Raw genomic sequence first — 26,976 nt, forward strand, 5'->3', positions numbered from 1 at the left:
TGGTTACGCTGCCTGCAGCTGGCGCTGCTTGAGTTCCTTGTGGCTCCACGCGGCCAGATCCATGCAGTTGGCCTCAATGAGTGCTTGCGCCGGCCCGGGGCTGACGCTGTTGCCAACCATGCGTACCTGCGCCGTCTTGGTGAACGGCCTCCCGTCGTGGCCGCGGTCGATGATGTAGCTGGCCGGAAAGCCCTGGCACAGATACAGCTCGCGCGGCGTCAGCATGCGCAGGCAGATGTCCACGATCACGTATGGCTCGCCTTTTACCCATACAGTGACCAGCGCCAGCCGGTCACGGGTGGTGGCGGTCGGCATCGGCTGATCCACGCCGCTCACGTTGTCGGTGCCGTAGTAGCTGATAAGGAAGCTGGCGCAGCGCAGGGCAGCGTCCTCGTTTTCCTTGCTCAACATGTACGACGCGACGGCGTGGTGCTCGGCGCCGGCGGTGATGGCCGCCATCGGTGCGTTGAACTCACGGCCAAAGCAATTGCGGCGCAGGGTTACCAGGTGCGCGGCTACCAGCTGCTGCTGGCTGCCGGTGGTGGTGATCGTGGTCGCGGGCTCGTCCAGGCTGCGGCCAACCGTCTGATTGAACCCGCCGTTGGCTTGCATCAGGTAAGCGGTAGCCAGCGCCTGACCGCCGCAGCCAGATGCGGTGATGGTGTTCACCGGGCCAGTGGCCGGCTTGCTGCCATCGCCCCAGCGCTGCGCGCGCCCGGGCTTGCCTTCGCCGTGGGCGGCCTGCACAAGAACCGGCATGGCAACGGCAATTTCGCCGCGGTTGGCCGCAGTGATAGTGCGCACCGGCTCCATGGAGTCATGCACACGGTCGCCGCCCTGGTGCGTCAGCGGAACCAGTGACGGTTGCGCTACTGCAAAGCTTCCGCCCTTTGGGTGGGCGGTGATGGTGTTCAGCGGCTGCTCGATGTCATGCACACCGTTGCGGTTGCTCCAGTTGGCTAGCTCCACGATGAACGGCTTGGGGGTGTTCAGCACGTACTTGTGCATGCCCTTGGCGATGCGGCGCAGCGTGGCATCAGCCAGCGGCTTCTTGCGGGTGAAGATAGATTCGCCCAGGTTGCTGAAATCGATGTGGTCGGCGGCAGCGCGCCAAGCTTTTTGCCCTTTTTTGGGCTGCTTGAAGTGCGTCGGTTCGGGCCAAACAATTGGCCGTCCATCCCGGCGCGCAAACAGGAACAGGCGTTCGCGCGTGGTGGCAGCGCCGTAGTCGGCTGCGTTCATCAGGCGGTATTCAACTTGGTATCCCAGCTGCTCCAGCACGCTGACGAATCGCCGCCAGGTGCGGCCAACGTGTTTCGGGTCTGGGACGAGAAACTGCTGTTGCACTGGCACGCGCTCGCCAGGGGCGGCCACGGTGCCATCCAGCTTCATCACGCGCCCGGTCTGCTTGCAGCGCTTTGCGATCAGTGGCCCCCACTGCTGCATTTGCTTGACGTTTTCCATGCTGATGCTGCGCGGATGCACCTGGCCGGCCCAGCGCGGTATCACCCAGCCAAGGCCGCGGATCTTCTTGTCGCGCGGCTGGCCGCCGATGGCCTGGCTGAAATGCGTGCAGTCCGGGCTGCCGTGCAGGTGGCCAACCGGGCGGCCGCGGGTGGCGGTGCGCGGGCAGACCTCGAAAACGTCGGCGCAGTAGTGCTCCGTCTGCGGGTGGTTCGCCTCGTGCATGCTTATCGCGTCACTATCGTGGTTGATAGCGATGTCCACGTGGCGGCCAAGAGCGTGCTCAATACCGGTGGATTTGCCTCCGCCACCGGCGAACAGATCGACAATGATTTCGTCGGTCGTCAGCAGGCTGAATTGTTCTCTGACCATGGGGTATCTCGGAATGAATCAGGCCACCGATTTGGTGGCCTGTTGGTAAGTTGGGCGCTGTTCTGTCTGGCTCATACCTGGCTGCGTTCCCATGATCTACGCGCAGCGTCGTGGCGCTCGTCGATCAGCTTGGCTAGGTCGTCGATGTGGACGTGGCGAGGGCTTTGGCGGCTGGGGCCGACGCGGTAGGTCGGCAACGGCAGCTTGTTGAGGGTGGCCAGACGGTTGGCCTCGGCGATGCTGACGCCGAAATGCTCGTCGCAGATGTTGGCGAGCGGGATGCTGGGGGTTTGGTGCTGGGCCATGAGTAGCCAAGCGGTGCGATTGGTTTTGTTTTCCATGTTGGTCTCAAGTAACGAGTGCCCGTGAGTCATGGGCGTGTTCTTGTGCATGGCGCGTCACGCGCCCTCCATGGCGGCGTATGCGGAGCTATGGCCGCCGGGCAGGTAGTGGCCGCCGAAGCTGCTGCCCTTGGGGTGTCGGGCCGGGATGATGCGGCCCGGCAGTCGTTGCAGCGTCGCGGGCAGGCCGGCGCGGTTGTCGCGCTGTGCCTGGTGCAGGGTGGCGCTGACTTGCTTGTGCTCCAGCGCGGCGGCTCGCGCTACGTTGTCGACCAGTTCGGCCAAAACCTTGTTGGTGGCCTCGGCGCCCTTGGCGCGCTTGCAGGTGCAGCTGGTGGATTTGCAGCCGGTGATGCCGTCTTTGCGTCGGGTAAAGACGGCGCCGCAGATGCATTTGGCTTTCCAGTATTCGCGCTTGTCGCCGCTGGGGTCTGTGGCGATGCGCTCCAGGCTGATGGCGGTAACGCTGCCGAATGTCTGTCCTGTGATGTCCAGGTGTTTCATGGTCGCTCCAGTAGCTTGAAGGACATGGCGAATTCGCCGGCCGTGCCGGGCGGATTGATCTGCCAGTAGTCGCCATTCTTGATGGGGGTGAAGCCGACACTGGTGATGTCGCCGATCAGCTGCGGCGTGATTTCGTTGCAGAACAGTCGCGGATTGAGATCCTGCAGCGGCGAGTGGGGCGGCGCCACGGTGATGGTGTGGTCGAGTGCCCGCAGCATGTTGGCCAGGTTTTCCGCGTTCACATAATCCCAGCGGTGCAGGTCGATGCGGCGCACGGTAGAGGTGAATTCCTCGGTGAGCCGCTGCAGCGTTTCCAGCTGCAGAGTGGTTATCGGGCGTTTATCCATTCCGTGACTCCAAGAAGGGAGATGGTGCCGGCGGCGATCATGAGCCAGCGCACCAGCTTGCGGGCCATGTTCGCCGCCACCAGGCGTGCGGCGCCGATCATCGCGGGGCGTAGCCGGCATCGGCGAGGGCTGCTTGTACGCGCTCGATGCCGTGCAGCATCTGGTAGGCGCGTTCTTTGCGAATGTCCGGCGGCAAGTGGGGCTCGGTCAGGTCGTAGGCGTCCCGGTAGCAGATGCGCTTGCAGAACTGGGCGAACTGGTATGCCGCGTCTTCGCTGATTTCCACCGGCAAGGTGATGGTTTGCTGGCTCATGCTCTGGCCTCCTTCTCGATGCGCCTGTTCTCGATCTCGCGTCGAGCGGCGGCTTTGCGTTTGTCTTGGGGAGTGGATCGCGGCAGGGGTTTGCCGCCGAGTTCGTTGGCGCGCAGCTCGGCGCGCATCGCGATGTAATCGCGCTGGGGGTAGAAACGGGCCATCAGACGGTGCGCTCCGGGTACATCACCGGGGTGGCCAGCAGGTGGCTGGTGGTGAACTTCGGGTTGTGCAGGTGGGCGATGCCCAGGCGGTGGAAGTCCGCCGAGGTCTCCATGCTGCTGGGGAAAATCACCAGGCTGCCGGTCTGTGCGGCGCGGCGCATGGCGGCGCGCTGTTTGATGAGGTCGATCAGGTTCGCGGTGCGCATGATGGGCTCCGTTTCTGTGGCCAGTGTGGCCGCTTGATTGGGTGTTGGTCAGCGGTTGATGCGCTGCTCGTGGCCGTCGTGGATGATGAAGAGGTTCACGTCGGCAAGGCGGTACTGCCCGCCCGGTCCGCCCTGGACGATGTAGGCGCCCCAGCCGGGCGTTGCCACGATGTAGACGGGGAAAAGCTGGTTCGGCTCGGTCTGGCCGTAATACTTGCTGCTGCGTTTGATCTTGGCGTAGAGCTGCTGGCCTTTGGTGGTCATGGCCTCGCGTTCCCGTTCGTATTGCTCGACTGCTGCCCGGCCTTCTGCCGTGTTCATGTCAAAGAGTTGCATGGTCGGCTCCCGGGTTATGCCTCGGCGGTCTCGCGCTGTTCGATCAGGTTCAGCGCAGCCAGCTGCATGCTGTAGTACGCCCACACGCGCTTGAGGCGATGGCGGGCGACGGCGGTGTAGTCGGGGTGCTGGATGGCCTGTTGGTAGGTCAGGCCGTCGCGGCGCATTTCGCTGATGTCCATGCCGAAGGTGGCCGGGTCAGTTTTCATCATGTCCACGATGCCGGCGAAGCGGTGGCGGTTGTCCTTGTAGAGGGCGCTGTCTTCGATGCCGCGCCCCTGGTATTCCACCGGGCCGAAGAACGGGTTGCACCAGGCGACCACGTCGGCGTCGGGCAGATCGTCGAGGATGGCAGCGAGGCCGTTGGCGGTTTCGACGAAATCCAGCCCGCCGATCAGCGGCACATGGATCACGGTGCGGATGCCTTCGGCGGTGAGCAGGCCGAGCGCGTCGCTTTCCACCAGGTAGGCTTTGAGCGGCACGAACACGGCGGCGCCGGTGTCGATGACGGTATCGCCTTCATGGTCGAGGATGTGGCCGATCATGGTGTCGAACTGGCGGCTGTCGATCTGCTGGTGGTCGTTGAGCAGCTCCAGCCCCTGCACGCCCAGTGCGGTGATGCGCGAGAAGGTGCGGTTGACCGGGTCGGTGTCGATGCACTGCACCGGGCGCGGAGCGTTGGCCGCGAGGTGCTGGGCGACCAGCGCAGTGATGCCGCTCTTGAAGCAGCCGCCTTTGCCCTGCAGGGTGATGTGTGCGGTTCGTTGCATGGTGTTCTCCTGGTTACCAGTTGAGTGGTTTGTCTCGCTGCTGGCGGAAGTCGCCGCGCGGTGCTGTTGGTTTGGGTGCTGCCGGTGCCGGCGTGGCGGCGGGCGGCGCGGGGGTTTGGCTTGCTTCACGGGCTGGGCCTTTCTGGCGCTTGCGCTCGCGGCAGAGTGCGTTGCGGAACTCGCTTTCGGTCATCTGCAGGCCGGCGCTGGCGAGCGCGTCGATGATCTGGCCGTGCCGCACGCCGTCCCTGATGCGCTGTTCGATGTCGGGCAGCAGGGCGCGAAACTGTTCGATCTTGGTGGTGGGTTTGGCCGGGGCGGCCAGCGCCAGCAGCGCGGTTTTGGCCTGCTGCTGGGCCGCGTTGCTGTGGGTCATTCGGGTGCTATCCCTTTGTGATGTGCTGCTAATGGCTTGCTAATGGCTTGCTAATGCACTGCTAATTAGCAGGCGTGACCAAAGAAAAGCGGCACGGGGTTGCCGTGCCGCTGTGGTGGCGCTATTTGCGCGGAAAGACTTCCTGCAGGTTGATCGATCGGCCGAGGTCGTCTTTCAGGTTCCACTGGTTCTTGAGGGTGAGCCGCTTAAAAAGGCCTGCGTACTGTTTCTTGGCGACGCTGACGGCGGCGTGAAAGTCGCTTACCCCCCCCCCACTGGTAGGGGGATTTCCTGTGTTCCATCGGTGAGCGTGATGTGCATGGTTTACTCCGGTGATGACTGATGGCGTCAAAGATCGTCACTGGCCCCCGTTGTCTTGCGTCCGGGATCATCCCGGCGGGCGTTAGGTGCCGGATCAATCCGGCCCCGTATAGTGAGCGGGTCGCATCAACCCGCTTTGCCAGCCCCCGCGTCCCGGCTCTCCGCCGTTCACCCGCTAAACCGATCGATTCTCTCGCTACCTGCTTATCCGGGCTTTGCCAGCCCCCGGCGCCATCGCTTCCCGTAATCGGTGTGGGAGAGCGCTGCACTGTGTGCCGCGCTGCTGATGCGAAATCTACATTTGTTGATTTCTAAGCGCAACAAATGTAGATGCCGAATTTCAACAATTGTTGTTTTTCTGCGAATCACGGCTTGGGAGGGGAGATTTGATCAGCGAGTGCGATTAGATCCGCGCGCATGCGGCAAAGCATCGTGGTGATGTAGCGTTCCATTGTGTCTAGATTGCGGAGGGCATTAGTCACAGAGTGGGCGTGCTCCGCCGGAGTTGGCTTGGTCTTGTTGTTGGTGTCCTGCTGCATTGAATGTTGCTCGAGGTGTCGAAGGTGGCAACATTTTGCCCCGGCTCAGAGGGGGCCGGGATGCGTAATTCTACGCATCGGTATCAAGTGGCTTGTGCAGAAAATTGCGCCACAACATGACGGTGATCTTGAGCTGTTCGTCGGTGAGGTGGGGGAGCATGGCGCGTAGCTGATGCACCATGTCGTCGCGGGCGGGGGTGGTGACGCCGTTGGCAAGCCAGTCGCTGGAGACGCCAAAAAATGCCGAAAGATTGGCTAAGTTGTTGTTGTTAGGCATTGTGCATTTCAACCAGGCGTAGACGGTTTGCAGGCTGACGTTGCAATCAGCTGCGATTTCCTTGGCGGTGACGCCATGTTTGCGCTTCAGCTTGCGTAGACGGTCGTGGAAGGTTGGCACGACGGCAGTCTACGTAGATTCACCTAGCTTCACCACGTTGCCGACTTGGTTTTTTATCAAGTCGACTTGATATCTTTTTAGTGGCTGCTGAGGGGGAGTTAGTTCTGGCGATCCTTGAGCGTCAGGATCAGTTGCCAGAGGTGGGCGATGTCGTCGTTGCCCTTGGCCAGTAGTTGTTCGGCCAACTCTTCCGGGGTGTCGGCGCAGACGTAGCGTCCGTCGCCACTGGGGATGGTGTCGCGTGGGCCTTGGCCGGTTTCGAGCCAGTTGGGATTCACTTTGAGCGCTCGTGCGATGGGAATGAGCTTGGTGGTGGCCGCCGACGTGCCGCGTTCCAGGTCGGCAACGGTGGTCTGGCTGATGCCGGCACGTTGGGCCAGCGCGGCTTGCGACCAGCCGCGACGTTCTCTTTCTGCTTTTATGCGGGTGCCCAGTGCGCTCATGGCCGGCAGTTTGCCGGATAACGATACCGGTATGCATATTGCCTCAATCGGCATTCCGATTAGTGCCGCATGAAAAAACGCCCCTGCGGGCGTTGTTGGCGGCCGTTTTCTGGGTGTGTGGCTGTCAGATCCCGCCGCAGACGGCGACCACGCGGCCGACGATGCGGACGTGCATCATTTCCTCGGCGCGGACGTTCAGGTCAGGGTGGGTGTTCTTGTCAGGGTTGTCGCTGCGGATGATCAGCCCGCCGCCGATGGCCTTGAACAGGCGCTTTACCTTCACTTCGTCATTGATCACCAGCACGTACACCTTGCCGTCGATGATGGTGTCGTTCTGGCAGTAGTCCACCACGATGGAGTCGCCGTCGAGCAGGCGGGGCTCCATGCTGTCGCCGCTGACCACCATGGTGGCGGCGCAGGCCGGGTCGATGCTCATGCGGCGTGCCCACTTGGCGGTAAACGCCTGGCGCTGGCCGGCGGTGTCGACGTGCCAGACTTGGGCGCCCGGCCCGGCGCTGGGGCGCACGCTCAGCTCCGGCAGGAAGATGTATTCGCCGGATTGGGCGAGCTGTTCTTCATCCTCCCATACCTCGATCGGCCGCAGGCTGACTTCGGTCATGCTGCCTTTCCCGCTGTCCAGCCATGTGGCTGAGACGCCGAGCGCCTTGGCGATTGCCAGTAGGTGCTTGGTGCCTTTGTTGCGCCCATTCTCAACAAAGTTGATGGTCTGCGCGGAAACGCCAACGCGTTTCGCCAGTTCCAGCTGGGTCAGGCCTTTTAGTTCGCGTGCATGAGTCACGCGCTTGCCGAGTGTATCCATTGAACAATTGTTATACACCTGCGATCTACATTGGCTGATGCTATCCGGTTGCGAAATCAACAAATGTAGATTAGAGTCGCGGCCATGGACTGGAAAAATCTTATCGCCACGGTTGTCGGCACGGGTATGACCCAAAAACAGATCGCTGCGGATGTCGGTTGCTCCTCTGCGTACATAAGCAGTTTGGCCATGGGCAAGCGGGGTGTGCGCGTTTCTTACGAAATCGGCGTGCGCCTGGTGGCTTTGCGTGACCGCTGTATGGCTTCCGGTTCCAGTCATTCTCAAGTTCTCTCGGCGGCGGAATCCCCCTGATTCGCCGTTTTTTCGCTCGGTTGCAGCCGGGCTTTTTTTATTCCCTGTTGTGCATGGTAGTAACGCCGGCCGCAGGTAAAAACGTTTTTGTCATGGAGGGTTAAACATGGACGTAAAGACCGCGGCGTATCGCATGGTGCATGACTTTGCCGGTGGTACGCCGGCGCTGGCCGAGTTGGCCGGCATCGGCCACCAGGTGCTGGTGAACAAGGTGAACCCAAACAACACGACGCATCACCTGCGGCTGGATGAGGCGGCGCAGTTGAGCGAGCTGACCGGCAATCCGGTGGTGCTTTTTGCGCTGGCGGAGCGGCTGGGCTTTGTGTGCATGCCGGCGATGTTTGCCGAGCGTCCGGACCGCTCGCCGATCCTGGCGCTTTCCGGGTTGATTTCGGCGCATGGCGATGTGGGCGAGGCGGTGTCGATGGCGCTGGAGGATGGCCGTATCGATAGCGCCGAGTTGGTGGATATCGAGGAGGCGATTCTGAGCAACATCGAGCATCTGCATTCGGTGTTGCGCGCGGTGCGCGTGGCTCACCGCAAGGGGGTGCGCCATGAGGGCGGTTGACCCGGTGATGCAGGTGCTGCAGCGGCAGGCTTTCCGGGTGCGCAAAGCGCATCCACGGGACAAGCGCGAGCTGGGTAGCAAGCTGCTGCGGCAGCTGATTCGACAACTGGATAGCCAGGTGGCGCGCCATGGAATGGCAGCAGATCAGCGGTCTGGTGAGTAAGGATGCCGATTACGTGATGGCGCTCGCCAAGCAGGGTTGGCGGCGCTGGCAGGAGGTGGAGGAGCGTCGCCTGTTGGCGCTGTATGGGCAGGAGCATCTGCAGGCGATTCACCTGCGCATGAAGGATATGGGCTATCAGCCCTTGGTGCCGCTGCATGACCGGCGGCATGGTTTCAGGAAAGGCGACTATGCGGTTTGATAGTGTGAGTGATCTGGCGGGTTGGGCGCTGCAGTGTGTGCGCAAGCCGGATGGCGGGCTGTTCTCGCGCGAGGAGATGCGCCGGGAGGTGTTGCGCATGGAGCGCGAGGGCGCGCTGGTGCTGCGTCGCTGGCCGTCTGGTGCGGTGTCGATTGCGGAGGTGCGTCGTGGTTGTCTCTGATGCCGAGCTGGAGTTGTTGCAGGGCTTGCCGTTGGGGGCGCAGGTGCTGTACCTGCGCGAGCTACGTGCGCGCATGGATTACGCCACCGGTACGGTTGGCCGCACGCATCGGGTGAGCTGGGACGGGATGCGCCAGACGTTGGAGGTGGAGTCGCGCCCGGGTATCGCGCGTGAGATGCCGAGCCGTGAGCAGGTGCGGCGGCTGGCGCAGCACCTGGTGCGCGTGGGGCTGGTGGAGCTGATTTCGGACATGACGGGCAAGCAATTGATCATGCGCTTGCCTATGGCGATTTCGGATTTTTGCGCCTCGAAAAAAGCCGACCGTAACCCGACCGTAACCCGACCGAGCGAAGCCGACCGTAACCCGACACTGGGCGAAGCCAATAACGGCGCGGGTTTTGCGGGTTGTGGCGATGGTGTAGCCGACCGTAACCCGACCGAACCAGAAATGCCAATAGCCGACACACATCCGTTATCCGTTGATAGAGATGAGATGGATACGCGCGCGGGAGGTGTGGCTGGCGGGGGCGCCGTGCCGACTGACGTTGGCGAGTCGGCGACAGGTGGGTCTGCGGATGGGGTTGGCGTGGTGTTCCGGCGCCTGCTGGGCGAGGATGGTGCGCCGAGTGCTGCGGTCATGAAGGCGTGTGGCCGCGTGGTGGCTGTGTGTCAGCAGCGGGAGGTGACGGCGCTGGAGATGCAGGCAGCCATTGCCGAGACGCGCCGCCGAGGCATTGGCAATGTGGCTGGCTATGCGGCATCGATCATCGAATCGGGGTCGCTGGTCGCTGTGCCGGATGCCAAGGTGGTGCCGATGCGGCCACGCGGCGCGCCGAAATCGGGTGGCGGGCTGGACGCGGTGTTTGCCGCGGCTGGGGAGGCGATGGGCTATGAGTGAGCATGCTCTGGTGCAGTCTGGTGCCGGCTGTTCGGCGCCGCAGGCTGATCCGTTCCGGCAGTTGTCCGGTTACGTGTTGATGCGGCTGACGGCGTGGTGGCCGGGCAAGGTTGGCCGCGAGCTGGCGGACGAGCGGGCGAGCAAGCTGTTTGTGCGGGCTCTGGCCGAGGCGCTGGCGGGCCGTCAGGTGTCGCGGGAACTGGTGGAGGCCGGTTTGCAGCGTATCCAGGCGGAGGGCGGCGAGTGGCCTCCGCTGGAGGTGCCGCGGCTGATGCGCTATTTCTCGCCGGTGCCGGATTATCAGGCGGCGTTTGCCGAGGCGCAGAATCATGCGGTGGCGCGGCATTATGGCGAGGGCGCCACGCCGGATTCGTGGAGTCATCCGGCGGTGTATTGGGCGGCCGATCGGCTGGGGTGGTTCGAGGTGCGCAATTCGACCTGGGAGCAGGTGAAGCGCCGCTGGCCGATGGTGCTGGAGGAGGTGCTGGCGTGGGGGGCTTGGCCGGTGCCGCGCAAGGCGCTGCCTGCGGAATCGAAGTTGCAGACGCGGGCGGTGCAGCAGGCGGAACTGGCGAAAATCCGCGCCATGCTGGCGGGCAAATAGCCATGCTGTTGTGGTAAAATCGCGCGATAGATAGACCTGCCTGAAGGCGGGCGTTTATGAGTCCTGGTCAGGGGGTGATTAGGATGAGGTTTGAAGAACATTGATGTGGTGCGCGCGGTCCGTCTGGCCTTCGAGCGGTTTTCGGCTCAAGGGGTGAAGGCGGCAGCGTCGTTTGGTGAAGTGCGTGGCGGCGAGCCGGCAAGAGGTCGCGAGTTGGCGATCATGGAAGCCGGCGAGATCGTGGCGGCGGTGATTGGCCTTGAGGCCCGTTTCAACCTGGCGCTGATGGCACGGGTGAACGATGGCAGCATGGCGTTCCTGCAGGGTGTGTTCGACGATCTGGTTTCGTTCGTTGCGCATCATGAGCCGGATGCCATGGAGTATGGCAAGGCGGGTCTGCAGTATTGGGTGCGCCACTGGCTGACGGGCTTCGGGTCGTTCCGTGAGTTCGGCCGGGAGAACGGCATTCACCATGAGACGGCGGGCAGTTTCTATCGCCGGCATGTGGAGGTTGTGCTCCATGGTTGGCTGGTTGCGGCGTGCGGCGAACTGGAGCCGTTGCTGCAAAAAATCTACGGCGTGGAATTGGAGGCCGCTTGACAGAGTGAAAATCCGCCAATAACATGCCGTCAACACCGCCACAGTTGCGTCCAGATAAAGCCCAAGGTTAACGCCTTGGGCTTTTTGCATTGGTGGTTCGTGTTCTTCGTGTTGTCTCCTCTCCCTGTTCTGTCGTGTGGAATTGGCGCCCTGGTCGGTTGATCGGGGCGCTTTCTTTTTCGAGGTCGGTATGCCGAAAGCTGCGCCCAGTCCCTGCCGCCATCGCGGTTGCCGTGTGTTGGTGCGTGATGGCTCCGGCTTGTGCGAGGCGCATCGAAAGCAGGTGCAGAAGGAGGCGGACGAAAAACGCGGCAGCTCGGCCAGTCGTGGTTACGACAGCAAGTGGCGGCGGGCTCGTGAGAGTTATCTGCGAGAGCATCCCTTGTGTGTCGAGTGTCGCCAGCGTGGCTTCATCGAAGCCGCCACAGTGGTGGATCACATCACCCCACACAAGGGCGATCAGAAGTTGTTCTGGTCCCGGTCGAATTGGCAGTCGCTGTGCAAGCCGTGCCATGACCGCAAGACGGCGACCGAGGACGGCGGGTTTGGTAACCCCCGGCGAGGGGGAGGGGGCGGGTAAAAGTCTGCGGACAAACCTCCGCGACCAAGCGCCTAGCTTCGAAAATTTATGGAGCCCCTTTTTGAACTAGGGGGGGGTTAAGAATAGACGGCCTCTGCCGCGTTAATTGACGCGTCGGAGGCTTTTTTTATGGCCGAAAGGCCTTGGGGCGCACTATGAACGATTCCAGGCCGCCATTCGCTGTCATTCATGGAGGGGCAGGGGCGACGCCAAAAAGCGGGAGTGATAAGCAAAATCCTGTCGGCGCTAAATCGCCGTCCTCGCCCCCAGGCGCTCAGTTGTCTCCGCGAGAGCGCAAGGTCTGGGATTACATCTGCGAATGCCTGCGAGAAGCCGGTCTCGAACACATCACCTGCGGGCTGACCATCAGCATCATTTGCCGCACCTATGTCCGGTGGATCGACGCCGAGCTCAAACTCAGTGAGGTCGAGGAAAAACAGGGCGGCACGTACTTCGTCAAATCGCCTAACGGCTATGAGCAGCCGCACCAGGCATTCCATGTTGCGCGGAACTTGAAAGGGGAGCTCCTCAAATGGCTGCCGGAATCGTGCCTGACCCTTCCGTCGGTGGCGGCGGTCAAGGCCAAGCTGCCGGATCTGGCGCCGCAGGACGACCTATTCGACAGCGCCGTCGGTCACGCAAGAAACCACCCGTCAGCCGCCTCCGGCTGATTCCGCCAGAGGATCAGTGGCAGGAGTGGGATGTCCGATACGGCATTCCAGTACTTCGAGGCGAGATCGTCGTCGGCCAGCTCACCATGCTGTCCGTCGAGCGCCACTACCGGGATCTGCAAGCCGCGCACAAGCGCGGTTTTTACTTTTCGCCAGCGCACGCCTGGCACTGCATCAACTTTGTGCAGGGCTGGTTTGTGCACACCACTGGCCCGCTCGGTGGCAAGCCCATCGTGCTGGATGGCTGGCAACTGTTCTGGACGGCCGCGCTGATTGGCTGGCGCGAGATCGACACCAATCTGCGGCGGTTTCGCACCGGCTACGAAGAGGTAGCGCGCAAGAATGGCAAGTCCACTTGGATGGCGCCGATCGGAACCTACCTCTGGATGATGGACGGCGAAGAGGGGGCGCAGGTTTACACCATAGCCACCACCCGCGCCCAGGCTATGCCGGTGTTCAAGCCGGCCTTTGCCAACGTCAAGCGCTGGGTGCGCAAGTCCCCGCGGCTCGCCAAATCCATCAAGATTTTTGAAGGTGCCAACCAGGAAAAGATGGTGCTGTTCGGTGAGTTCGGCGAGTCGGTCTACGAGCCGCTGGCCGCCAACGCCGAGAGTCTGGATGGCAAAAACCCGTACGTCGTGCTGGTCGATGAGCTGCACGCCCACAAGGACCGCGAGGTCTGGGACGTGATGATTTCGGCGCTGGGCGCACGACTGCACCCGCTGATCAACGCCATCACTACCGCAGGTTTCATCCTCGATGGCATCTGTGTGGAGATTCGCACTTACCTGGTGAAGGTGCTGCGCGGCGAGGTGATCGACGACCGCATGTTTGGCGTCATCTACACCATCGACGAAGGCGACGACCCCTACGACCCGGATACCTGGGTGAAGGCGAATCCCTCTCTCGGTAGTGCCAAGACGTACACCTACATGCAGGAGCAGGCCACCCGAGCCAAAGTGCTGCCGAGTGCTCGTGCCAACTTCCTGACCAAAGACCTCAACGTCTTCGTCGGCGATGCGCTCAGCTGGTTCGACATGACCGTGTGGGACAAGGGCGGTAAGAAATTCGACCGAGACATGCTCAAAGGTCGGCGCTGCTTCGGCGGGCTCGACTTGGCCAGCACGCGCGACATCACCGCCTTCGTGCTGCTGTTTCCGCCGGCGGATGGTGATGAAGATGGCGACTGGTACGTGTTGGTCTGGTGCTGGGTGCCGGAGGCCAAGCTGCAGGGTGATCAGGATGCCGGTTCTGATTACAAGGCATGGTCGAAGAAGGGGTGGCTCACGGTAACCGAGGGCGATGTGACCGATTACGACCCGGTGAAGGAAGTGATCGAGCAAGCTGTGCAGGATTACGACGTGCAGGAAATCGCCTTCGACACCTGGAACAGCACGCACCTGGCCAACCAACTGCTGGAGAACGACGTGCCGATGGTCAAACTGCCGCAGAACTTCGGCGGCCTGTCGCCTGGTGCCAAGCACATCGAGCGGCTGGTCTACAGCAGGCGGCTGCGTCATTCGGCCAATCCATTGCTGCGCTGGTGCGCCGGCAACGTCACGCTGCTGATCGACAGCAACGAAAACATTAAGCCGGACAAAAAGCGCAGTCAGGGGCGAATCGATCCGATTGTGGCCATGTGTATGGCGGCGACTCGGGTGATGGTCCACCTGGACAGCGAGAACGATCAACTCTTCGTGCCGGTGTAATTTCTCGGAACGGAATTTATGGGGGCGACATGTTCGGCTTTGGTAAAAACAAGCGGCTGGAGGCCGAGCTGCAGGCCGTACGCAGCGAGCTGGCAGAGATCAGGGCCGACGCTTCGGGTGTCAGGCTCAGCGACCTTGACGCCATGCGCGACCTATTCGGCGCCTCGGCTTCGGCCTCGGGCGTGCTGGTCACGCGCGAGTCGGCGATGCGTCAATCTGCGGTCTATGCCTGTGTGCGGATTCTGGGCGGAGCCCTGGCCTCGCTGCCGCTTCCGGTCTACCAGAAAGGCGTAGGTGACAAGCCGCGGGTGAAGGCCAGTTGGCACTTTGCCGATGAACTGCTCAACGCACAGCCCAACGCGATGATGACGGCGGCGGTGTTTTGGGAGTTTTCGCTGGCGGCCATGCTGCTTGGTGGTGATGGCGTTGCGGTTATCGACCGCGACCGATCGGGAAAGATACTCGGCTTCCTACCGCTGGCGACGGGCGAGTGGGACGCCTTCCGGCGCCAGAATGGCCGTATCGGTTATCAGGTGACGCTCAACGGCGCCAACTTTACGCTCGACCAGGATGACGTGCTGCACTTCCCAACCATCGGTTTCAACGGGCTTCGTAGCCCGTCGGCGATCAAGATTGGTGCGCAGGCGATTGGTCTTGGCCTCGCAGCTGAAGAATTCGGTGCCAGCGTGTTCAAGAACGGCGGCCGCCCCGACGTGGTGATTAGCTACGAGGGTAAGGTTAGCGAGGAACAGGCTGATCTGCTGCGCAAGTACTGGATGGAAAAGCACGCCGGCCTCGCCAATGCGCATATGCCGGCGGTGATCGGCGCCGGCGGCAAGGTCACTCCGCTGAGTATCAGCAACGAGGACGCCCAGTTGCTTGATACGCGCCGCTTCCAGATCGAGGACATTGCGCGGATTTTCGGTGTGCCGGCGCACATGATCGGCCACACCGAAAAAACCACCAGCTGGGGCAGTGGGATCGAGCAGCAGGGCATCGCTTTTGTGCTCTACACGCTACGTCCGCATATCACCCGTATCGAGCAGGAAATCAACCGCAAGGTGTTCCGGCTGGGCAACTACTTCTGCGAGTTCAACCCCGAGGGGTTGATGCGCGGCGACAGCAAGGCCGAGGCAGACTATTTCAAGGCCGCACTGGGCGGCTCAAGCGGGCCGGGCTGGATGACGCAAAACGAGGTCCGCCGACTCAAGAATATGCCGCCCATCGACGGCGGCGACACCCTCACCAAATGGGAGAAAGCCGGTGCGAAACCAGCTGATAAAACTGTTCAATGACAACCGTCAGTCGAGTGCCGCCGGCTCCGGCTATCGCGTCGCCAACTCGGCGGGTGAGGAAGCTACCGTCTATTTGTACGATGCCATCGGCGGCTGGTGGGGTATCACGGCCGCCGACTTCGTCAAGGATTTGGCGGCCATCACGGCGCCGACGATCAGGCTTCACATTAATAGCCCGGGCGGCGACGTATTCGACGCCCGTGCCATGGCGACGGCTATTCGCAATCATCCGTCCAAGGTTGTCGCCCAGATCGATGGCCTTGCCGCCAGTGCTGCGACCTATGTCGCGCTGTCTGCAGACGAGGTTGAGATCGCCGACGGCGGCTTCTTCATGATTCACCGCGCTTGGACCTTGGCCATGGGCAATGCCGGCGAGCTGCGCGACACCGCCAACTTGCTCGACAAGATCGACGCATCGATCAGTGCCGACTACCAGCGCAAGACTGGCGAATCCGCTGAGCAGATTGATGCCTGGATGGGCGCGGAGACCTGGTTTACCGCCCAGGAGGCGCTTGACCACGGTTTTGTCGACCGAATTGGAGCTTCGGCTAACGTCGAAAACCACTGGAATCTCAGCGCTTACGCCAAGGCGCCAAAAGCCCTGACCGAACGACAGCCGGTGAGTGAGTCGGTGTTTGACCATGCGGCGATGGAGCGCCGCCTCGGCATGCTGGAACGCTGCTGATCCCTCTTTGCTGTTTCACTCTGGCCGCCCGCGGGCGGCTTTTTTTATGCCCGGAGAACCCTGAACATGAGTATCCAAGCCCTGCGCGAAGCACGTAATGCCGCCGCCCGAGACCTGCGCAACCACTATGACAAGCACAAAGACAGCTGGAACGCCGATCACCAGAAGGTGTACGACGAACTGGCCGCCAAGATCGACGGCTTCGATGGTCAGATCGCTGCCGAAGAAAGGCTGCTCTCCATCGAGGCCAGCAACAACGAGCGCCTCAATCGTATCGAGGAGCGTGACGATGTCGGTCGTACTGAGGCGGGTAACCGCGCTGAACAGGAATCCGCCATCATGCGTGCCTGGCTGGTGGGTGGTCCGCAGGCGCTGACCAACCAGCAGCGCCAGTACCTCGATAACCGTCGCAACGAGGCCATCCGCAACGGCACGCTGTCTACCTCGCCGAACGTTGATGGCGGCTATCTGGTCCAGCAAGAGTTTGCCCGCTCGATCCTCGAGGCGATGAAGCTGTTCGGGGGCATGCGCCAAGTGGCAACTATCATGGCAACTGCCAATGGCGCCAGCTTCCTGCAGCCGACCACCGACAGCTCTTCCGAAGAGGGCGAAATTGTCGCCGAGAATGCTGCGGCGACCACCGATACCAGCATTGCTTTTGGCTCCAAGCTGATTGGTGCCTACCGTTTCAGCTCCAAGCTGGTGCCGATCAGCCTCGAGCTGCTGCAGGACTCGGCGGTAGATATTGAGGGGCATGTTCGTGATCGCCTGACCAAGCGCCTTGCCCGTATCACCGAACGCCTGTTCACCACCGGCACTGGTGTTGGCCAACCGGAAGGCATCATCACCGCAGCTGCTGTTGGTAAGGCGCTGGCCGCCGGTGGTGCGACTTCGTTTACCTATGACGACCTGGTTGACCTGGAACATAGCGTCGACCCGGCCTACCGTGCCCGCGCCAAGTACATGTTCAACGACGCCGTGCTCAAGGTTCTCAAGCGCATGAAAGATGGCCAGAACCGCCCGTTGTGGCTGCCGTCCATCGCTGGCGTAGCGCCGTCGACTATCTCGGGCTATGAGTACCAGCTCAACCAGGCGATGGCTGCGCCGGCCGCTAACGCCAAGTCGGTGGCGTTCGGCGATCTGTCGACCTACACCATCCGTGATGTGTTGGCGGTCGACATCTATCGCTTCGCCGACAGCGCGTTTATGTCCAAGGGCCAGATCGCACTGCTCGGCTTCAGTCGCCACGACGGCAAACTGATGGATGTCGGCGGCGCCGTGAAGACTCTTCAGCACAGCGCGACCTAATCACCATGGCAGCCCCGCAAGGGGCTGTCGTTATTTCTGGACTCTGAAAAGGATTGCCCAATATGGCAACTGCAAAACTCACTCGCGCCCGTGTGCTGGTCGCTTTCGTGCTGTCCGGTATCGATCTGCTGCCCAATGACGTGGTGTCGGTGGATGAAAAGACCCTGAAGGCTCACCCCGCTGAACTGGACCCGACGCCGGAGGCGGTAGAGGCCGCGCTGGCATCGGGCGGCAAGGAGGTGTCGTTGGAGTCGGGCTCGCCTGACGAATAACCCGCCAATCCCATAAGCCCGCCCCGTGCGGGCTTTTTTCATGGAGCGCGTCATGCAGGAAAAACTCATCACCGCGCAGGATGCGGCCAGCATTGTCACGCTGGCGCAGATCAAGGCGCAGTGCCGTATCGATGTCGACATCACCGACGATGACACCCTGCTGACGCTCTACCTGCTGGCTGCGGTAGAGGCCTGCCAGCATGAGCTTGGCCGGCCGATTCTGCCGCAGTCGTGGGAGCGTGAATTCGACGATCCAGCCTTGCAGTTGTGCCTGCGGCAGGATGTGACCACCGTCTCCAAGGTAACGGCGATCACCGCCACGGCGGAGATCGATCTGGCCGGCGACGAATGGCGGCTGGCCAAAGGCTACAAGCTGATCGCTGTAGCCGGCTGGCCGTATGGCACGCTGGCGGTGCGGGTTGGCTTTACCTGCGCAGCCTGGCCGGATGCGGCCAACGTTCCCGAGCCAATCAAGCTGTGGATTCTGCTGCGCGTGGCCACGGCCTATGCAACCCGTGAGGCGCTGGTGGAGGGGGTGCAGCTTACCCAGCTGCCGCGCACCTTCGTGGATGGCCTGCTTGACCCGTATCGGAGTTTGCGATGATCCGCATTACTTCCGGCCAGCTGCGCCACCCGGTGCGGCTGTGCCTTAATCGTCAGCTGCCGGGTATCGACATGGCCACCATGCCTGAACTGGTCACCGAGATACCGACCCGAGCCCGCATCGATGCCGTGGGCGGTTCGGTTTACCTGGGCTCGGTGCAGGTGGGCGAAGCCGTTACCCATTACCTTTATATACGCACTCGCAAGAACATCACCGCCGAATGGGAGGTGGTGCACGGTGCGGTGGTGTACCGGGTACGTCGCGTGGCCCCGCTGAACGATCAGCCGGAGTTCATGCGGCTGGATTGCGAGGAGCTGCGAAATGGCTGACACGCTGTCGATGCACATCGAGGGCTTTGACGAATTCGACAAGGTCGACTTCGACAAGACCAAAGTTCGCGCAGGCTTTCGCGAGGCGGGCAAGATCGTGACCGGCCGAGCTCAGATGCTGCTGGCGCTGGGCAAGGGGCAGGAGGGTTACCCGACCAACCGCACCGGCGCCTTGCTGCATGCCATCAGCTTCAGGGTCAGCCGCTCCGGCTTCATGGTGCGTGTAATGCCAAACATGCCGGCAGGTGCCAAAGAGTATTACCCGGCCTATCTGCATTACGGCGTGCGTCAGGGGGCGCGCGTCACCAAGCTGGCGCCGGGGCAGGGGCTTGGTCGCAGCAACCGCAGGGCTCGTGGCGGTCGAGTCGAGGCACTGGCAGCGCGCAAGCTCACCGGTTGGCGTATCGCGCCGCGTGACAACTACATCGTGGATGCGCTGCAGGACTCCGCCCAAGAGGTGAAGGATGTGCTGGCTGCTGCCTTGGGGCGCGCCTTGCGGCCCAAATAGCCTGTAGGTGGACGATGCCTTTTGATTCAAATAGCATCCTGCTCACTAGGTTTATCGGGAGAAACGTATGAAGGTGAGTGGTGTGAATGGCCAGCTGGAACTGGCGGGCGATTTGCTGTTGATCAAGCGAGAGGGCTTTCTGGCCAAGGCGGCGTTTTTTGGCAAGGGCGAGAAAGCGGTCAAGGTCGATGCGCTGTCCAGTATCGAATTCAAGCAGGCCGGCTGGCTGAGCAATGGCTTCATCCACTTTGTTTTTTCGGGCAGCAAGACGCTGGATGGCAACATCGATGCAGCCGGTAAAAACGAGAATGCCGTCATATTCAATAAAAAGCAGCAGGCCGATTTCCAGGCGCTGCACAGCGAGCTGCTGCAGAGAATGAGCCGCTAGTCGCCCGTTCCTGTGTGATTAACCCAACCCCGCCATGGCGGGGTTTTTTGTTGCCTGTCGCCATGAAAATCACCCCGATCATTTCCCAGCTCCGCAGCTACTGCCCGTCCTTTGCCGGTCGGGTGGCGGGTGCGTTGGAGCTGGCTGCGCTGCTGGATGATGCCGCGCCGCTGATGGCGCTGCCGGCTGCCTATGTGGTGCCGACGCGGGAGGACCCGCAATCGCCAATGACTACGGCGCCCTACCTGCAGGATCTGGAAGAAAAGTTCGACGTAGTGGTGGCGCTGGCGCCCGGCGATGAGCGCGGGCAGGCCGTTGCTGACCGCCTGCATGATCTGCGCGCCGAGCTGTGGCGGGCACTGCTCGGCTGGTCGCCGCCGGATTGTGACCCGGTGGAGTACGACGGCGGGGCGCTGCTGATGCTCAACCGGGGGCGGGTGATCTGGCGCTTTGGCTTTACTGCCATGTCGGTAATTGGTGGCATCCGCGGTGCTGGTGATGCGCCGGCCACCTGGCATGACGTGGAGCGGGATGGCCTAGCCGATCTGCTGCGCGTGCACATCGATGTCGACAACGGCCCAGTGCCAGATGGCGAGATCGACCAGCAGTTGCAGATCACGCTACCCGCCGCCTCAACCTGAAGGATTGACCCATGTATCTGAAACCGACCGACGGGCTGTCCGTGCCGGACCCCGATCGCGGCGATCTGTTGCCCGCTTCCGGGCGCGAGTTGCCCGAAACCCAGTATTGGCTGCGCCGCCTTGCGGATGGCGACGTGCAGAAGGCCAAGCCGCCAACCCTCAAGAAAGGTGATCAGGAATGACCGTTCCGTTCAATACCATTCCCAGTGACATGCGCGTGCCGCTGTTCTATGCGGAAATGGACAATAGCGCGGCCAATACCGCCACGGCCGACAAGCGCACGCTGCTGATCGGCCAGAAACTGGCGGCCGGCAGTGCGCTGGCCGGCCTGCCGCATCTGCTGAACAACATTGCCACCGTGTGGACGCTGTTCGGCCGCGGCTCGATGCTGGCCAATATGTACGAGCGCTATATCAAGTCCGACCCGCTGGCCACTATCTGGGGCATTGCGGTGGCGGACCCGGCTGGTGCGGCGGCCACTGGCACCATCACCCTGGGCGGTGCAGTGACGGCGGCTGGCACTCTGGCGGTGTATATCGATGGCCAGCGCGTGCAGGTGGCCGTGGGGGCGACGGATACCGTGGCGGCTGTGGCAACAGCGCTGGCTGCTGCCATCACCGCCAATACCGATCTTCCCGTTACGGCTGCCGCAGCCGCCAGCGTGGTCACGCTGACTACGCGCTGGACCGGCCTGACGGGTAATGGCATCCCGGTGGTGGCCAACTACTACGGCCTGTCGGGTGGTGAGGCGCTGCCGGCTGGTCTGACCTGCGCCATCGTCGATATGGCCGGTGGTGCCGGCGCGCCGGACATGGCGCCGGTGATCGCCGGTATGGGCGATGAGGAATACGACTTCATCGTCAGCCCGTACACCGATACGGCGGCGCTGAATGCCCTGCAGCTGGAAATGGGCGACAGCGCTGGCCGCTGGAGCTATCTGCGTCAGATCTACGGCCACGTCTACAGTGCGGCACGGGGCAGCATGGCCACCCTGGTGACGCTGGGTGCTGCCCGCAACGACCAGCACTGCACCATCGCCGGCTATGAGCTGGACGTGCAGGCTGCGCCGTGGGGTTATGCGGCGGCCTATGCCGCCCGCAATGCAGTGTATCTCAAGGCCGATCCCTCGCGGCCGACGCAGAGCGGGGCGCTGGAGGGCATCCTGCCGGCGCGTGCCGGCAAGCGCTTCGCTATTGCCGAGCGCAAAACCCTGCTGAACAACGGTATCGCCACCAGCTATACCGCCGCCGATACTGTGCGTGTCGAGCGTGCGATCACCACCTACCAGAAAAACGCCTGGGGCAGCCCGGACAACAGCTACCTGGACAGCGAAACGCTGCACCTGTCGGCGGCGGTGCTGCGCCGACTCAAGGGCGTGGTGACCAGCAAGTACGGTCGCCACAAGCTGGCCAACGACGGCACGCGCTTCGGCGCGGGGGCGCCGATCGTGACGCCGGCTATCTTCCGTGGCGAGCTGGTGAGCGAGTACGCCAAGATGGAAAAAATCGGTTGGGTGGAAAATGCAGAATTGTTTGCGGCCAACCTGATCGTGGAGCGCAACGCAGACGATCCGAACCGCCTGGACGTGCTCTACCCGCCGGACTACATCAACGGCCTGCGCGTGGTGGCGCTGCTCAACCAGTTCCGCCTGCAGTACAGCTAAGCGATAACCCCATGACAGCCCGCCCTGCGCGGGCTGTTGTCATTTCAGGAGTGGCCCATGAGCAGCAAGAAAGTAGCTGGCACCTGCTACATCAAAGTCGATGGCGATCAGCTCGCCGTCACCGGTGGCGTCGAAGTCCCGCTGACCGATGTCGAGCGCGAAGCATTCAAAACCAGCGCGGGTGTGCACTTCAGTGAAACGGATGTCATCCCGTATGTGAAGGTGGAATGCGTGGTGCCGAAAGACTTTCCACGCGAAAAAATTACCCAGTCCACCGATATGACCATTACTGCGGAGCTTGCCAATGGCAGTGTCTACGTATTGTCGGATGGCTTCCTGGTAAACCCGGCGGCGTTTAAAGGCGACGACGGCAAGGTGGAGCTGGAGTTCAACGGTGATAAAGGTATCTGGCAATGAGTGAAGTCCGTATCCAGCTAAGCGCGCCGATCACGGCGCATGGCGAAGAAATGACCGAGCTGGTGCTGCGTAAGCCGGTGCCGGCTGAGGCGCGGGCAATCGGCGTGGTTCCCTACAGCCTGGGCGAGGGCAATGTCCCGACGATCAACATTCCGGCGGCGTGTCAGTACATCAGCAAATGTGCAGGCATTCCGCCCACCTCGGTGGATCAGCTGGATATTGCCGACCTCAACACGGCTTGTTGGGTGGTGGCCGGTTTTTTCTTGAATGCGGGTTCGCCGACCTCGGGCAGCTGAACGATCTGCTGTTCGACGTGGCGGCCTGGTGGCAGGTAGACCCGTTCGCGCTGGCCGAGCGCAGCCTAGATCAACTGGTCGAGGCGCGCGACCACGCGCAACGCATCAACAAGCTCAGGCAGGAGGCCAACGATGGCTGACAAGTTTCAGCTCAAGGCGCTGATCACCGGCGTCGACAAGCTGTCTCCGACGCTGGATGGCATCCGCAAGAACGTTGCCAAGCTGCGCAAGAACCTGCGGCAGTCCGGGATGGCCGAGATCGACTTCGGCCATGTGGCTGCCATTACTGCTCCGTTGGTGGGGGCGGCCAAAGCGGCTATCGACTTCGAGTCGGCCATGGCCGATGTGCGCAAGGTGGTGGATTTCGACACGCCGCAGCAATTCGCGGACATGAACACCGAAATCCGCCAGATGGCACTGCAGCTGCCCATGGCGGCCAAGGAAATTGCGGCCATCTACGCGCAGGGCGGTTCTGCCGGCATCGCCCGCGGTGAGCTGAAGGGCTTTGCCCAAGATGCCGTCAAGATGGGGGTGGCCTTCGGCTTTACGGCGGAGCAGTCCGGCGAGCAGATGGCGGCGTGGCGTGCCGCCATGGGGCTGACGCAAGATGGAGTGCGAGCACTGGCAGACCAGATCAACTATCTGGACGCCAAGGGCAACAGCTCGGCCAAGAACGTGGCCGAGGTGGTCACGCGGGTCGGCTCCATCGGCAAGGTGGCGGGCCTGTCGGCCAGCACCATCGCCGCGCTGTCGGCAACCATGGATGCGGTGAAAGTGCCGACCGATGTTGCCGCCACCGGCATCAAGAACTTTGTACTGGCGCTGACGCAGGGCACGGCGGCATCCAAGTCGCAGAAAGAAACGCTCAAGGCGTTGCGGCTGGATGCCGGCAAGGTCGCCAAGTCGATGCAGATGGATTCCAAGGGTACGGTACTGGACGTACTCAACCGCATCAAGGCGGTGGACCCGGCCAAACAGGCGGCGGTGCTGTCCGAGCTGTTCGGCAAGGAAAGCATCGAAGCAATCGCGCCGTTCATCTCCAACCTGGATTTGCTGAAAACCAACCTCAAGCTGGTGGGGGATGCCACGGGCTACGCCGGCTCCATGTCGAAGGAATTCGAGGTGCGTGCCGCCACCACGGCCAACGGCCTGCAGCTGTTCTGGAACCGCGTCACCGATGTCGGCATTGCCGTCGGCAACGTGCTGCTGCCGCCGCTCAACGAGTTCATGGCGCTGGCCGGCCCGATGGTCACCAGTCTGTCGAACATGGCGGCGGCCAACCCCTGGTTGATCAAGGGGCTGCTGGGCGCTGGAGCGGCCATGCTGGGCATGCGCCTTGCGTTGATGGCGACGGTGGGGGCGCTGAACCTGTTCAACGCGGTGGCCAGCCTGTCGCCAGTGGGGATTGCCGTGCGTGTCATGGCGCTGGCCGCTGGCTTCCTGCTGTCGAACTGGGGGCAAGTCGGGCCGTTTTTCTCCCGGCTGTGGGATGGTATCAAGCGGGTGGTGTCCACCGGGGTGGATTTCATCAAGACCTATCTGGGCTGGACGCCGCTGGGTGTGGTGCTGAACAACTGGGAGCCGATCAAGGCGTTCTTCGGGGCGCTGTGGGGCGGCTTGAAGGTGGTGTTCGATGCCGGCTGGCAGTTCATCAAGTGGGGCTTTGAAAACTTCACCCCACTGGGGCTGATCATCAAGAATTGGGAGCCCATCGTGGCCTTCTTCAAGGGCATGTGGGAGCGGGTCAAGCCCTACATCGAGCCCATGATCAGCGCGGCGAAATGGGCTGGCGATGCCGTATCCGGTGTGGTTGGCCAGAGCCTGAATGCCGGCACCAGCATCATCAAGGGGGCGACCCAGCAGGCCAAGGCCGAACTGACGGTCAACCTCAATGGCGCGCCGGCTGGCACGCGCGTCGAGCAGCCCGCCACTACCAATACCAAGTTGACGGTGAACCAGAACACCGGTCGCCGTGCCCTGGCGTCGCCAACCAGCTAATCAACCTAACCCGCTTCGGCGGGTTTTTTTACGGCCGGAGGCCAACATGGGGTGGAAAGATCAGCTGCGTGACGCCTCGTTCAAGGGCGTGCCGATCAAGTGGATCTCGCTGGAGGGCGAAAACGGCCGTCGCGTGGCCGAGCATGAATTCCCGCAGCGCGACAGACCGTGGGTGGAGGATATGGGCCGGTCCACGCGCCCTTATCGCTTCATGGCAGTGTGCTGTGGTGATGACTGGCTGCAGCAGCTCAACACCCTGCTGGCGGTGCTGGAGGAGCCGGGCGCCGGCGAGCTGGTGCACCCGCTGTTCGGGCGCATCACGGTGTATGCCAAGCCTGCGCGCTGGTCGCTGAACCTCGATGCCGGCGGGCGGGTGGATATCCCGCTGGAGTTCATCGAGAACGGCGATCTGCTGTTCCCGGTGCCGCTGGCCAGTACGGCGGCGCCGCTGCAGAGCGCCAGCGACGACATGCTGAGCACGACGCAATCCATGGCCGAGCAGGCGCTGGCGGTGCTGGATCTGGCGCGTGCCGAGGTTGGCGCTGTGGTGTCGGCGGTGATGTCGGCGATCAAGGGCGTGAGCAATGCCGTGGAAGCGGTGCTGGATTACTTCGATAGCTGGCAGTCGCTGGTGAACACCGTGCTCACGCTGCCGGCGACGGCCGTGGGCAAGATCCTCGGCATTCTGGAATCGGTGGACCGGGCGTTCGACCGCTACGGCGACCTGCCCCGCTGGGGCATCAATCAGAGCCGCGCCATGCGCGTGTTGCGCGCGCGCAGCAAGGCGCTGAGCGGGCGCCGCAACGGGACGGTGTCCACCAAGGTGGCCGGGGTGCTGGTTGGCCTGATGGCGGCCGGTGTGGCGGCTAACACACTGCAGGCGGTGGCTACGCTGCCGACCAGCCGCCCCGCCGATGGTGGCAACCTGCCGGTAGCTACCGATGTGGCCAACCTGCGGCAGGACCTGTCTGGCTCGCTGTGGGCGCTCGCAGACGGGGCCGACTACGAGCAGGCCGCGTCTTTGCTGGTGGTGCAACGTGCTGCCGTGGCGCACCTCAACCAGGTGGAGGCCATCGGCCTGCAGCTGCAGACCATTACGCCGCCGGCCGTCATGCCGGCGCTGGTGCTGGCCTACCGGGCGCAGGGTGACGCCTCGCTGGCGGATGAACTGCTGAGCCGTAACAACATCGTGCACCCGCTGTTCGTGCCGGTGCAGGAATTACAGGTGACCTATGACTGATGCCGCTACTACTGCGCTGGACCCGGCGAGCCGTGTCAGCCTGACCGTTGGGGGGAATGCCTGGGAGGGCTGGACCAGCGTGGATGTCACCGCCAGCCTGGATGAGCAGTGCCGGTCTTTCCAGATCGGCATTGCTCGGCTGGGGCCGGGCGGTATCGATCAGGTGCCCATCCAGCACGGCGACCGCTGCCAACTGCGCATCGGGCAAGATCTGGTGGTGACCGGCTACGTGTTCGCCACACCCAAGGCGCATGATCCGCAGAGCACCGCCTTCGGCATTGCCGGTCGCAGCCTGACGGCCGATCTGGTGGATTGTGCCGCCATCAACAAGCCGCCGCAGTTCAAGCAGCGCTCCATGCGCGCCATTGCCACGGCGCTGGCGGCGCCATATGGCATCGCCGTGGTGAGCCAGGTGGGCGAGGGCGAGGTGGTGGCCGATCACACCATCCAGCCGGGTGAGACGGTTTTCGAGAGCGTCGACCGACTGCTGAAGATTGGCCGCCTGCTTTCCACAGATGATGCCGAGGGGCGGCTGGTGCTCGCCGCGCCGGGCAGTGCCGGGCGGGCGACCGATCCGATCGAGGTGGGCCGCAATGTCCAGGCGGGTGACTGCGGGTTTGATTTCAGCGAGTGCTTCAGCGAATACCGCGTCATCGGCCAGCACGCCACCGGCAACCACCGCAACGGCGCCGCTGCCAACGAGATCGCCGGCACGGCGGCGGATAGCCGCATTGCCCGCAAGCGGGTGAAGGTTATCACCGAGAGCGGCAATCTCACCCCGGTCATGGCTACGACCCGGGCGCAGTGGGAGCGCGATCACCGCATCGGCAAGGCGCTGACCACTAATTACGAAGTGGCCGGCTGGCGCCAGAGCGATGGCCGGCTGTGGCAGGTCAATCAGATCGTGCGCGTGATCGACCCGATTTTGGGTTTCGATCGCGACATGCTGATCGTGTCCTGCAACTACCGGTTAGACGATCACGGCTCGGTGGTACGCATGGTGGTGGCGCCGCCGGAGGGCTATCAGCCCGAGCCGCCTGACCCGGAAAAGCGCAAGAAAAACCGCAAGAAAAAGGGCGACAAGTTCGAGTACTTGCTGCCGTCTGACTGGGAGCCCAATACATGAGAGAGGCC

Annotated in this window: 40 protein-coding genes; 27 read left to right on the top strand and 13 right to left on the bottom strand. The window is 62.6% G+C overall.

The genetic code is table 11. The annotated features are described in order from the left end of the window. Positions 1-3 precede the first annotated feature (3 nt). The 13 genes from FURADRAFT_RS01230 to FURADRAFT_RS01285 all read right to left on the bottom strand — a co-directional run bounded on the left by FURADRAFT_RS01230 (position 4) and on the right by FURADRAFT_RS01285 (position 7,713). Positions 4-1,836, bottom strand: coding sequence for a DNA cytosine methyltransferase (locus FURADRAFT_RS01230; RefSeq protein ID WP_008952270.1), 1,833 nt, complete (start codon positions 1,834-1,836; stop codon positions 4-6). Between the two features lie 71 nt (positions 1,837-1,907). Further along, positions 1,908-2,228, bottom strand: coding sequence for a pyocin activator PrtN family protein (locus tag FURADRAFT_RS01235; protein ID WP_008952271.1), 321 nt, complete (start codon positions 2,226-2,228; stop codon positions 1,908-1,910). Positions 2,229-2,234: 6 nt separating this feature from the next. Next, complete coding sequence (locus tag FURADRAFT_RS01240; RefSeq protein WP_008952272.1) at positions 2,235-2,681, bottom strand: hypothetical protein; 447 nt, start codon at positions 2,679-2,681, stop codon at positions 2,235-2,237. Next, on the bottom strand, positions 2,678-3,028 hold the full coding sequence (locus FURADRAFT_RS01245) for a hypothetical protein (RefSeq protein ID WP_008952273.1): 351 nt from the start codon (positions 3,026-3,028) through the stop codon (positions 2,678-2,680). The genes FURADRAFT_RS01240 and FURADRAFT_RS01245 overlap by 4 nt, the downstream gene beginning before the upstream one ends. Before the next feature lie 97 nt (positions 3,029-3,125). Further along, positions 3,126-3,341, bottom strand: coding sequence for a DUF7706 family protein (locus tag FURADRAFT_RS01250; protein WP_008952275.1), 216 nt, complete (start codon positions 3,339-3,341; stop codon positions 3,126-3,128). Continuing rightward, positions 3,338-3,505 (bottom strand): hypothetical protein, encoded by a 168-nt coding sequence (locus FURADRAFT_RS20755; RefSeq protein ID WP_008952276.1) that lies wholly within the window; start codon positions 3,503-3,505, stop codon positions 3,338-3,340. Before FURADRAFT_RS20755 ends, FURADRAFT_RS01250 begins: the two co-directional genes overlap by 4 nt. Further along, a complete protein-coding gene (locus FURADRAFT_RS01255) occupies positions 3,505-3,711 on the bottom strand; it encodes a hypothetical protein (RefSeq protein ID WP_008952277.1) in 207 nt (68 codons plus the stop codon). The genes FURADRAFT_RS20755 and FURADRAFT_RS01255 overlap by 1 nt, the downstream gene beginning before the upstream one ends. A gap of 48 nt (positions 3,712-3,759) precedes the next feature. Next, positions 3,760-4,047, bottom strand: coding sequence for a hypothetical protein (locus FURADRAFT_RS01260; RefSeq protein ID WP_008952278.1), 288 nt, complete (start codon positions 4,045-4,047; stop codon positions 3,760-3,762). 14 nt (positions 4,048-4,061) lie between these two features. Continuing rightward, positions 4,062-4,817: a P-loop NTPase family protein gene (locus FURADRAFT_RS01265; RefSeq protein ID WP_008952279.1), complete on the bottom strand. Its 756-nt coding sequence runs from the start codon at positions 4,815-4,817 to the stop codon at positions 4,062-4,064. Between the two features lie 13 nt (positions 4,818-4,830). After that, entirely contained in the window at positions 4,831-5,193 is a 363-nt protein-coding gene (locus tag FURADRAFT_RS01270) for a hypothetical protein (RefSeq protein WP_008952280.1), read from the bottom strand. A 930-nt stretch (positions 5,194-6,123) separates the two neighbouring features. Next, positions 6,124-6,450 carry a helix-turn-helix domain-containing protein gene (locus tag FURADRAFT_RS01275; RefSeq protein WP_008952282.1) on the bottom strand — a complete coding sequence of 109 codons (327 nt, stop codon included), beginning with the start codon at positions 6,448-6,450 and terminating at the stop codon, positions 6,124-6,126. A 98-nt stretch (positions 6,451-6,548) separates the two neighbouring features. Further along, positions 6,549-6,893 carry a helix-turn-helix domain-containing protein gene (locus FURADRAFT_RS01280; protein ID WP_040652126.1) on the bottom strand — a complete coding sequence of 115 codons (345 nt, stop codon included), beginning with the start codon at positions 6,891-6,893 and terminating at the stop codon, positions 6,549-6,551. 124 nt (positions 6,894-7,017) lie between these two features. Then, positions 7,018-7,713 (bottom strand): XRE family transcriptional regulator, encoded by a 696-nt coding sequence (locus tag FURADRAFT_RS01285; RefSeq protein WP_040652128.1) that lies wholly within the window; start codon positions 7,711-7,713, stop codon positions 7,018-7,020. Between the two features lie 84 nt (positions 7,714-7,797). On the opposite strand from FURADRAFT_RS01285, the gene FURADRAFT_RS20760 reads away from it, so the two are divergent. From FURADRAFT_RS20760 to FURADRAFT_RS01405, 27 genes are all read left to right on the top strand, one after another. Beyond that, entirely contained in the window at positions 7,798-8,025 is a 228-nt protein-coding gene (locus FURADRAFT_RS20760) for a helix-turn-helix domain-containing protein (RefSeq protein WP_201441904.1), read from the top strand. A gap of 106 nt (positions 8,026-8,131) precedes the next feature. Next, entirely contained in the window at positions 8,132-8,593 is a 462-nt protein-coding gene (locus tag FURADRAFT_RS19825) for a phage regulatory CII family protein (RefSeq protein ID WP_008952285.1), read from the top strand. A gap of 128 nt (positions 8,594-8,721) precedes the next feature. Continuing rightward, a complete protein-coding gene (locus tag FURADRAFT_RS01295) occupies positions 8,722-8,955 on the top strand; it encodes a hypothetical protein (RefSeq protein ID WP_008952286.1) in 234 nt (77 codons plus the stop codon). Continuing rightward, a complete protein-coding gene (locus FURADRAFT_RS01300; RefSeq protein ID WP_008952287.1) occupies positions 8,945-9,136 on the top strand; it encodes a hypothetical protein in 192 nt (63 codons plus the stop codon). The genes FURADRAFT_RS01295 and FURADRAFT_RS01300 overlap by 11 nt, the downstream gene beginning before the upstream one ends. Further along, a complete protein-coding gene (locus FURADRAFT_RS19830) occupies positions 9,123-10,034 on the top strand; it encodes a hypothetical protein (RefSeq protein WP_008952288.1) in 912 nt (303 codons plus the stop codon). The genes FURADRAFT_RS01300 and FURADRAFT_RS19830 overlap by 14 nt, the downstream gene beginning before the upstream one ends. Beyond that, the gene (locus FURADRAFT_RS19835) at positions 10,027-10,638 is read left to right on the top strand and encodes a hypothetical protein (protein ID WP_008952289.1); all 612 of its coding nucleotides are present in this window, start codon (positions 10,027-10,029) and stop codon (positions 10,636-10,638) included. The genes FURADRAFT_RS19830 and FURADRAFT_RS19835 overlap by 8 nt, the downstream gene beginning before the upstream one ends. Positions 10,639-10,728: 90 nt before the next feature. After that, positions 10,729-11,238, top strand: coding sequence for a hypothetical protein (locus FURADRAFT_RS01315; protein WP_008952290.1), 510 nt, complete (start codon positions 10,729-10,731; stop codon positions 11,236-11,238). 190 nt (positions 11,239-11,428) lie between these two features. Continuing rightward, positions 11,429-11,818, top strand: coding sequence for an HNH endonuclease (locus FURADRAFT_RS19945; RefSeq protein ID WP_008952291.1), 390 nt, complete (start codon positions 11,429-11,431; stop codon positions 11,816-11,818). 278 nt (positions 11,819-12,096) lie between these two features. Then, complete coding sequence (locus tag FURADRAFT_RS20890) at positions 12,097-12,489, top strand: P27 family phage terminase small subunit (RefSeq protein WP_008952292.1); 393 nt, start codon at positions 12,097-12,099, stop codon at positions 12,487-12,489. A gap of 86 nt (positions 12,490-12,575) precedes the next feature. Beyond that, positions 12,576-14,198 (top strand): terminase large subunit, encoded by a 1,623-nt coding sequence (locus FURADRAFT_RS01330; RefSeq protein ID WP_008952293.1) that lies wholly within the window; start codon positions 12,576-12,578, stop codon positions 14,196-14,198. A gap of 29 nt (positions 14,199-14,227) precedes the next feature. After that, a complete protein-coding gene (locus FURADRAFT_RS01335; RefSeq protein ID WP_008952294.1) occupies positions 14,228-15,493 on the top strand; it encodes a phage portal protein in 1,266 nt (421 codons plus the stop codon). Then, complete coding sequence (locus FURADRAFT_RS01340) at positions 15,462-16,178, top strand: head maturation protease, ClpP-related (RefSeq protein WP_008952295.1); 717 nt, start codon at positions 15,462-15,464, stop codon at positions 16,176-16,178. Before FURADRAFT_RS01335 ends, FURADRAFT_RS01340 begins: the two co-directional genes overlap by 32 nt. Positions 16,179-16,244: 66 nt before the next feature. Further along, on the top strand, positions 16,245-17,486 hold the full coding sequence (locus FURADRAFT_RS01345; protein WP_008952296.1) for a phage major capsid protein: 1,242 nt from the start codon (positions 16,245-16,247) through the stop codon (positions 17,484-17,486). 62 nt (positions 17,487-17,548) lie between these two features. Continuing rightward, positions 17,549-17,758 carry a hypothetical protein gene (locus FURADRAFT_RS01350; protein ID WP_008952297.1) on the top strand — a complete coding sequence of 70 codons (210 nt, stop codon included), beginning with the start codon at positions 17,549-17,551 and terminating at the stop codon, positions 17,756-17,758. Between the two features lie 52 nt (positions 17,759-17,810). Then, complete coding sequence (locus FURADRAFT_RS01355; protein WP_008952298.1) at positions 17,811-18,362, top strand: head-tail connector protein; 552 nt, start codon at positions 17,811-17,813, stop codon at positions 18,360-18,362. Then, on the top strand, positions 18,359-18,691 hold the full coding sequence (locus FURADRAFT_RS19840; protein ID WP_008952299.1) for a phage head closure protein: 333 nt from the start codon (positions 18,359-18,361) through the stop codon (positions 18,689-18,691). Before FURADRAFT_RS01355 ends, FURADRAFT_RS19840 begins: the two co-directional genes overlap by 4 nt. Further along, positions 18,684-19,199: a hypothetical protein gene (locus FURADRAFT_RS01365; protein WP_008952300.1), complete on the top strand. Its 516-nt coding sequence runs from the start codon at positions 18,684-18,686 to the stop codon at positions 19,197-19,199. The genes FURADRAFT_RS19840 and FURADRAFT_RS01365 overlap by 8 nt, the downstream gene beginning before the upstream one ends. 67 nt (positions 19,200-19,266) lie before the next feature. Then, positions 19,267-19,587, top strand: a complete 321-nt coding sequence (locus tag FURADRAFT_RS01370; RefSeq protein ID WP_008952301.1) for a DUF4429 domain-containing protein — start codon at positions 19,267-19,269, stop codon at positions 19,585-19,587. Positions 19,588-19,649: 62 nt separating this feature from the next. Next, a complete protein-coding gene (locus FURADRAFT_RS01375) occupies positions 19,650-20,228 on the top strand; it encodes a phage tail terminator protein (RefSeq protein WP_008952302.1) in 579 nt (192 codons plus the stop codon). An 11-nt stretch (positions 20,229-20,239) separates the two neighbouring features. Continuing rightward, positions 20,240-20,410 (top strand): DUF2635 domain-containing protein, encoded by a 171-nt coding sequence (locus FURADRAFT_RS19950; RefSeq protein ID WP_008952303.1) that lies wholly within the window; start codon positions 20,240-20,242, stop codon positions 20,408-20,410. Continuing rightward, positions 20,407-21,891 carry a phage tail sheath subtilisin-like domain-containing protein gene (locus FURADRAFT_RS01380; RefSeq protein WP_008952304.1) on the top strand — a complete coding sequence of 495 codons (1,485 nt, stop codon included), beginning with the start codon at positions 20,407-20,409 and terminating at the stop codon, positions 21,889-21,891. Before FURADRAFT_RS19950 ends, FURADRAFT_RS01380 begins: the two co-directional genes overlap by 4 nt. 57 nt (positions 21,892-21,948) lie before the next feature. Next, positions 21,949-22,308, top strand: coding sequence for a phage tail tube protein (locus FURADRAFT_RS01385; protein ID WP_008952305.1), 360 nt, complete (start codon positions 21,949-21,951; stop codon positions 22,306-22,308). After that, positions 22,305-22,604, top strand: coding sequence for a phage tail assembly protein (locus FURADRAFT_RS01390; protein WP_008952306.1), 300 nt, complete (start codon positions 22,305-22,307; stop codon positions 22,602-22,604). The genes FURADRAFT_RS01385 and FURADRAFT_RS01390 overlap by 4 nt, the downstream gene beginning before the upstream one ends. A gap of 17 nt (positions 22,605-22,621) precedes the next feature. Further along, positions 22,622-22,744 (top strand): hypothetical protein, encoded by a 123-nt coding sequence (locus FURADRAFT_RS21210; RefSeq protein ID WP_268869724.1) that lies wholly within the window; start codon positions 22,622-22,624, stop codon positions 22,742-22,744. Beyond that, the gene (locus FURADRAFT_RS01395) at positions 22,737-24,602 is read left to right on the top strand and encodes a phage tail tape measure protein (protein WP_008952307.1); all 1,866 of its coding nucleotides are present in this window, start codon (positions 22,737-22,739) and stop codon (positions 24,600-24,602) included. Before FURADRAFT_RS21210 ends, FURADRAFT_RS01395 begins: the two co-directional genes overlap by 8 nt. Positions 24,603-24,648: 46 nt before the next feature. Then, complete coding sequence (locus FURADRAFT_RS01400) at positions 24,649-25,842, top strand: DNA circularization protein (RefSeq protein ID WP_008952308.1); 1,194 nt, start codon at positions 24,649-24,651, stop codon at positions 25,840-25,842. Further along, positions 25,835-26,968, top strand: a complete 1,134-nt coding sequence (locus FURADRAFT_RS01405) for a phage baseplate assembly protein (protein WP_008952309.1) — start codon at positions 25,835-25,837, stop codon at positions 26,966-26,968. Before FURADRAFT_RS01400 ends, FURADRAFT_RS01405 begins: the two co-directional genes overlap by 8 nt. Positions 26,969-26,976 lie beyond the last annotated feature (8 nt).

The sequence above is a fragment of the Pseudogulbenkiania ferrooxidans 2002 genome (genome assembly GCF_000174355.1).
GTDB classification, from domain to species: Bacteria; Pseudomonadota; Gammaproteobacteria; order Burkholderiales; family Chromobacteriaceae; genus Pseudogulbenkiania; species Pseudogulbenkiania ferrooxidans.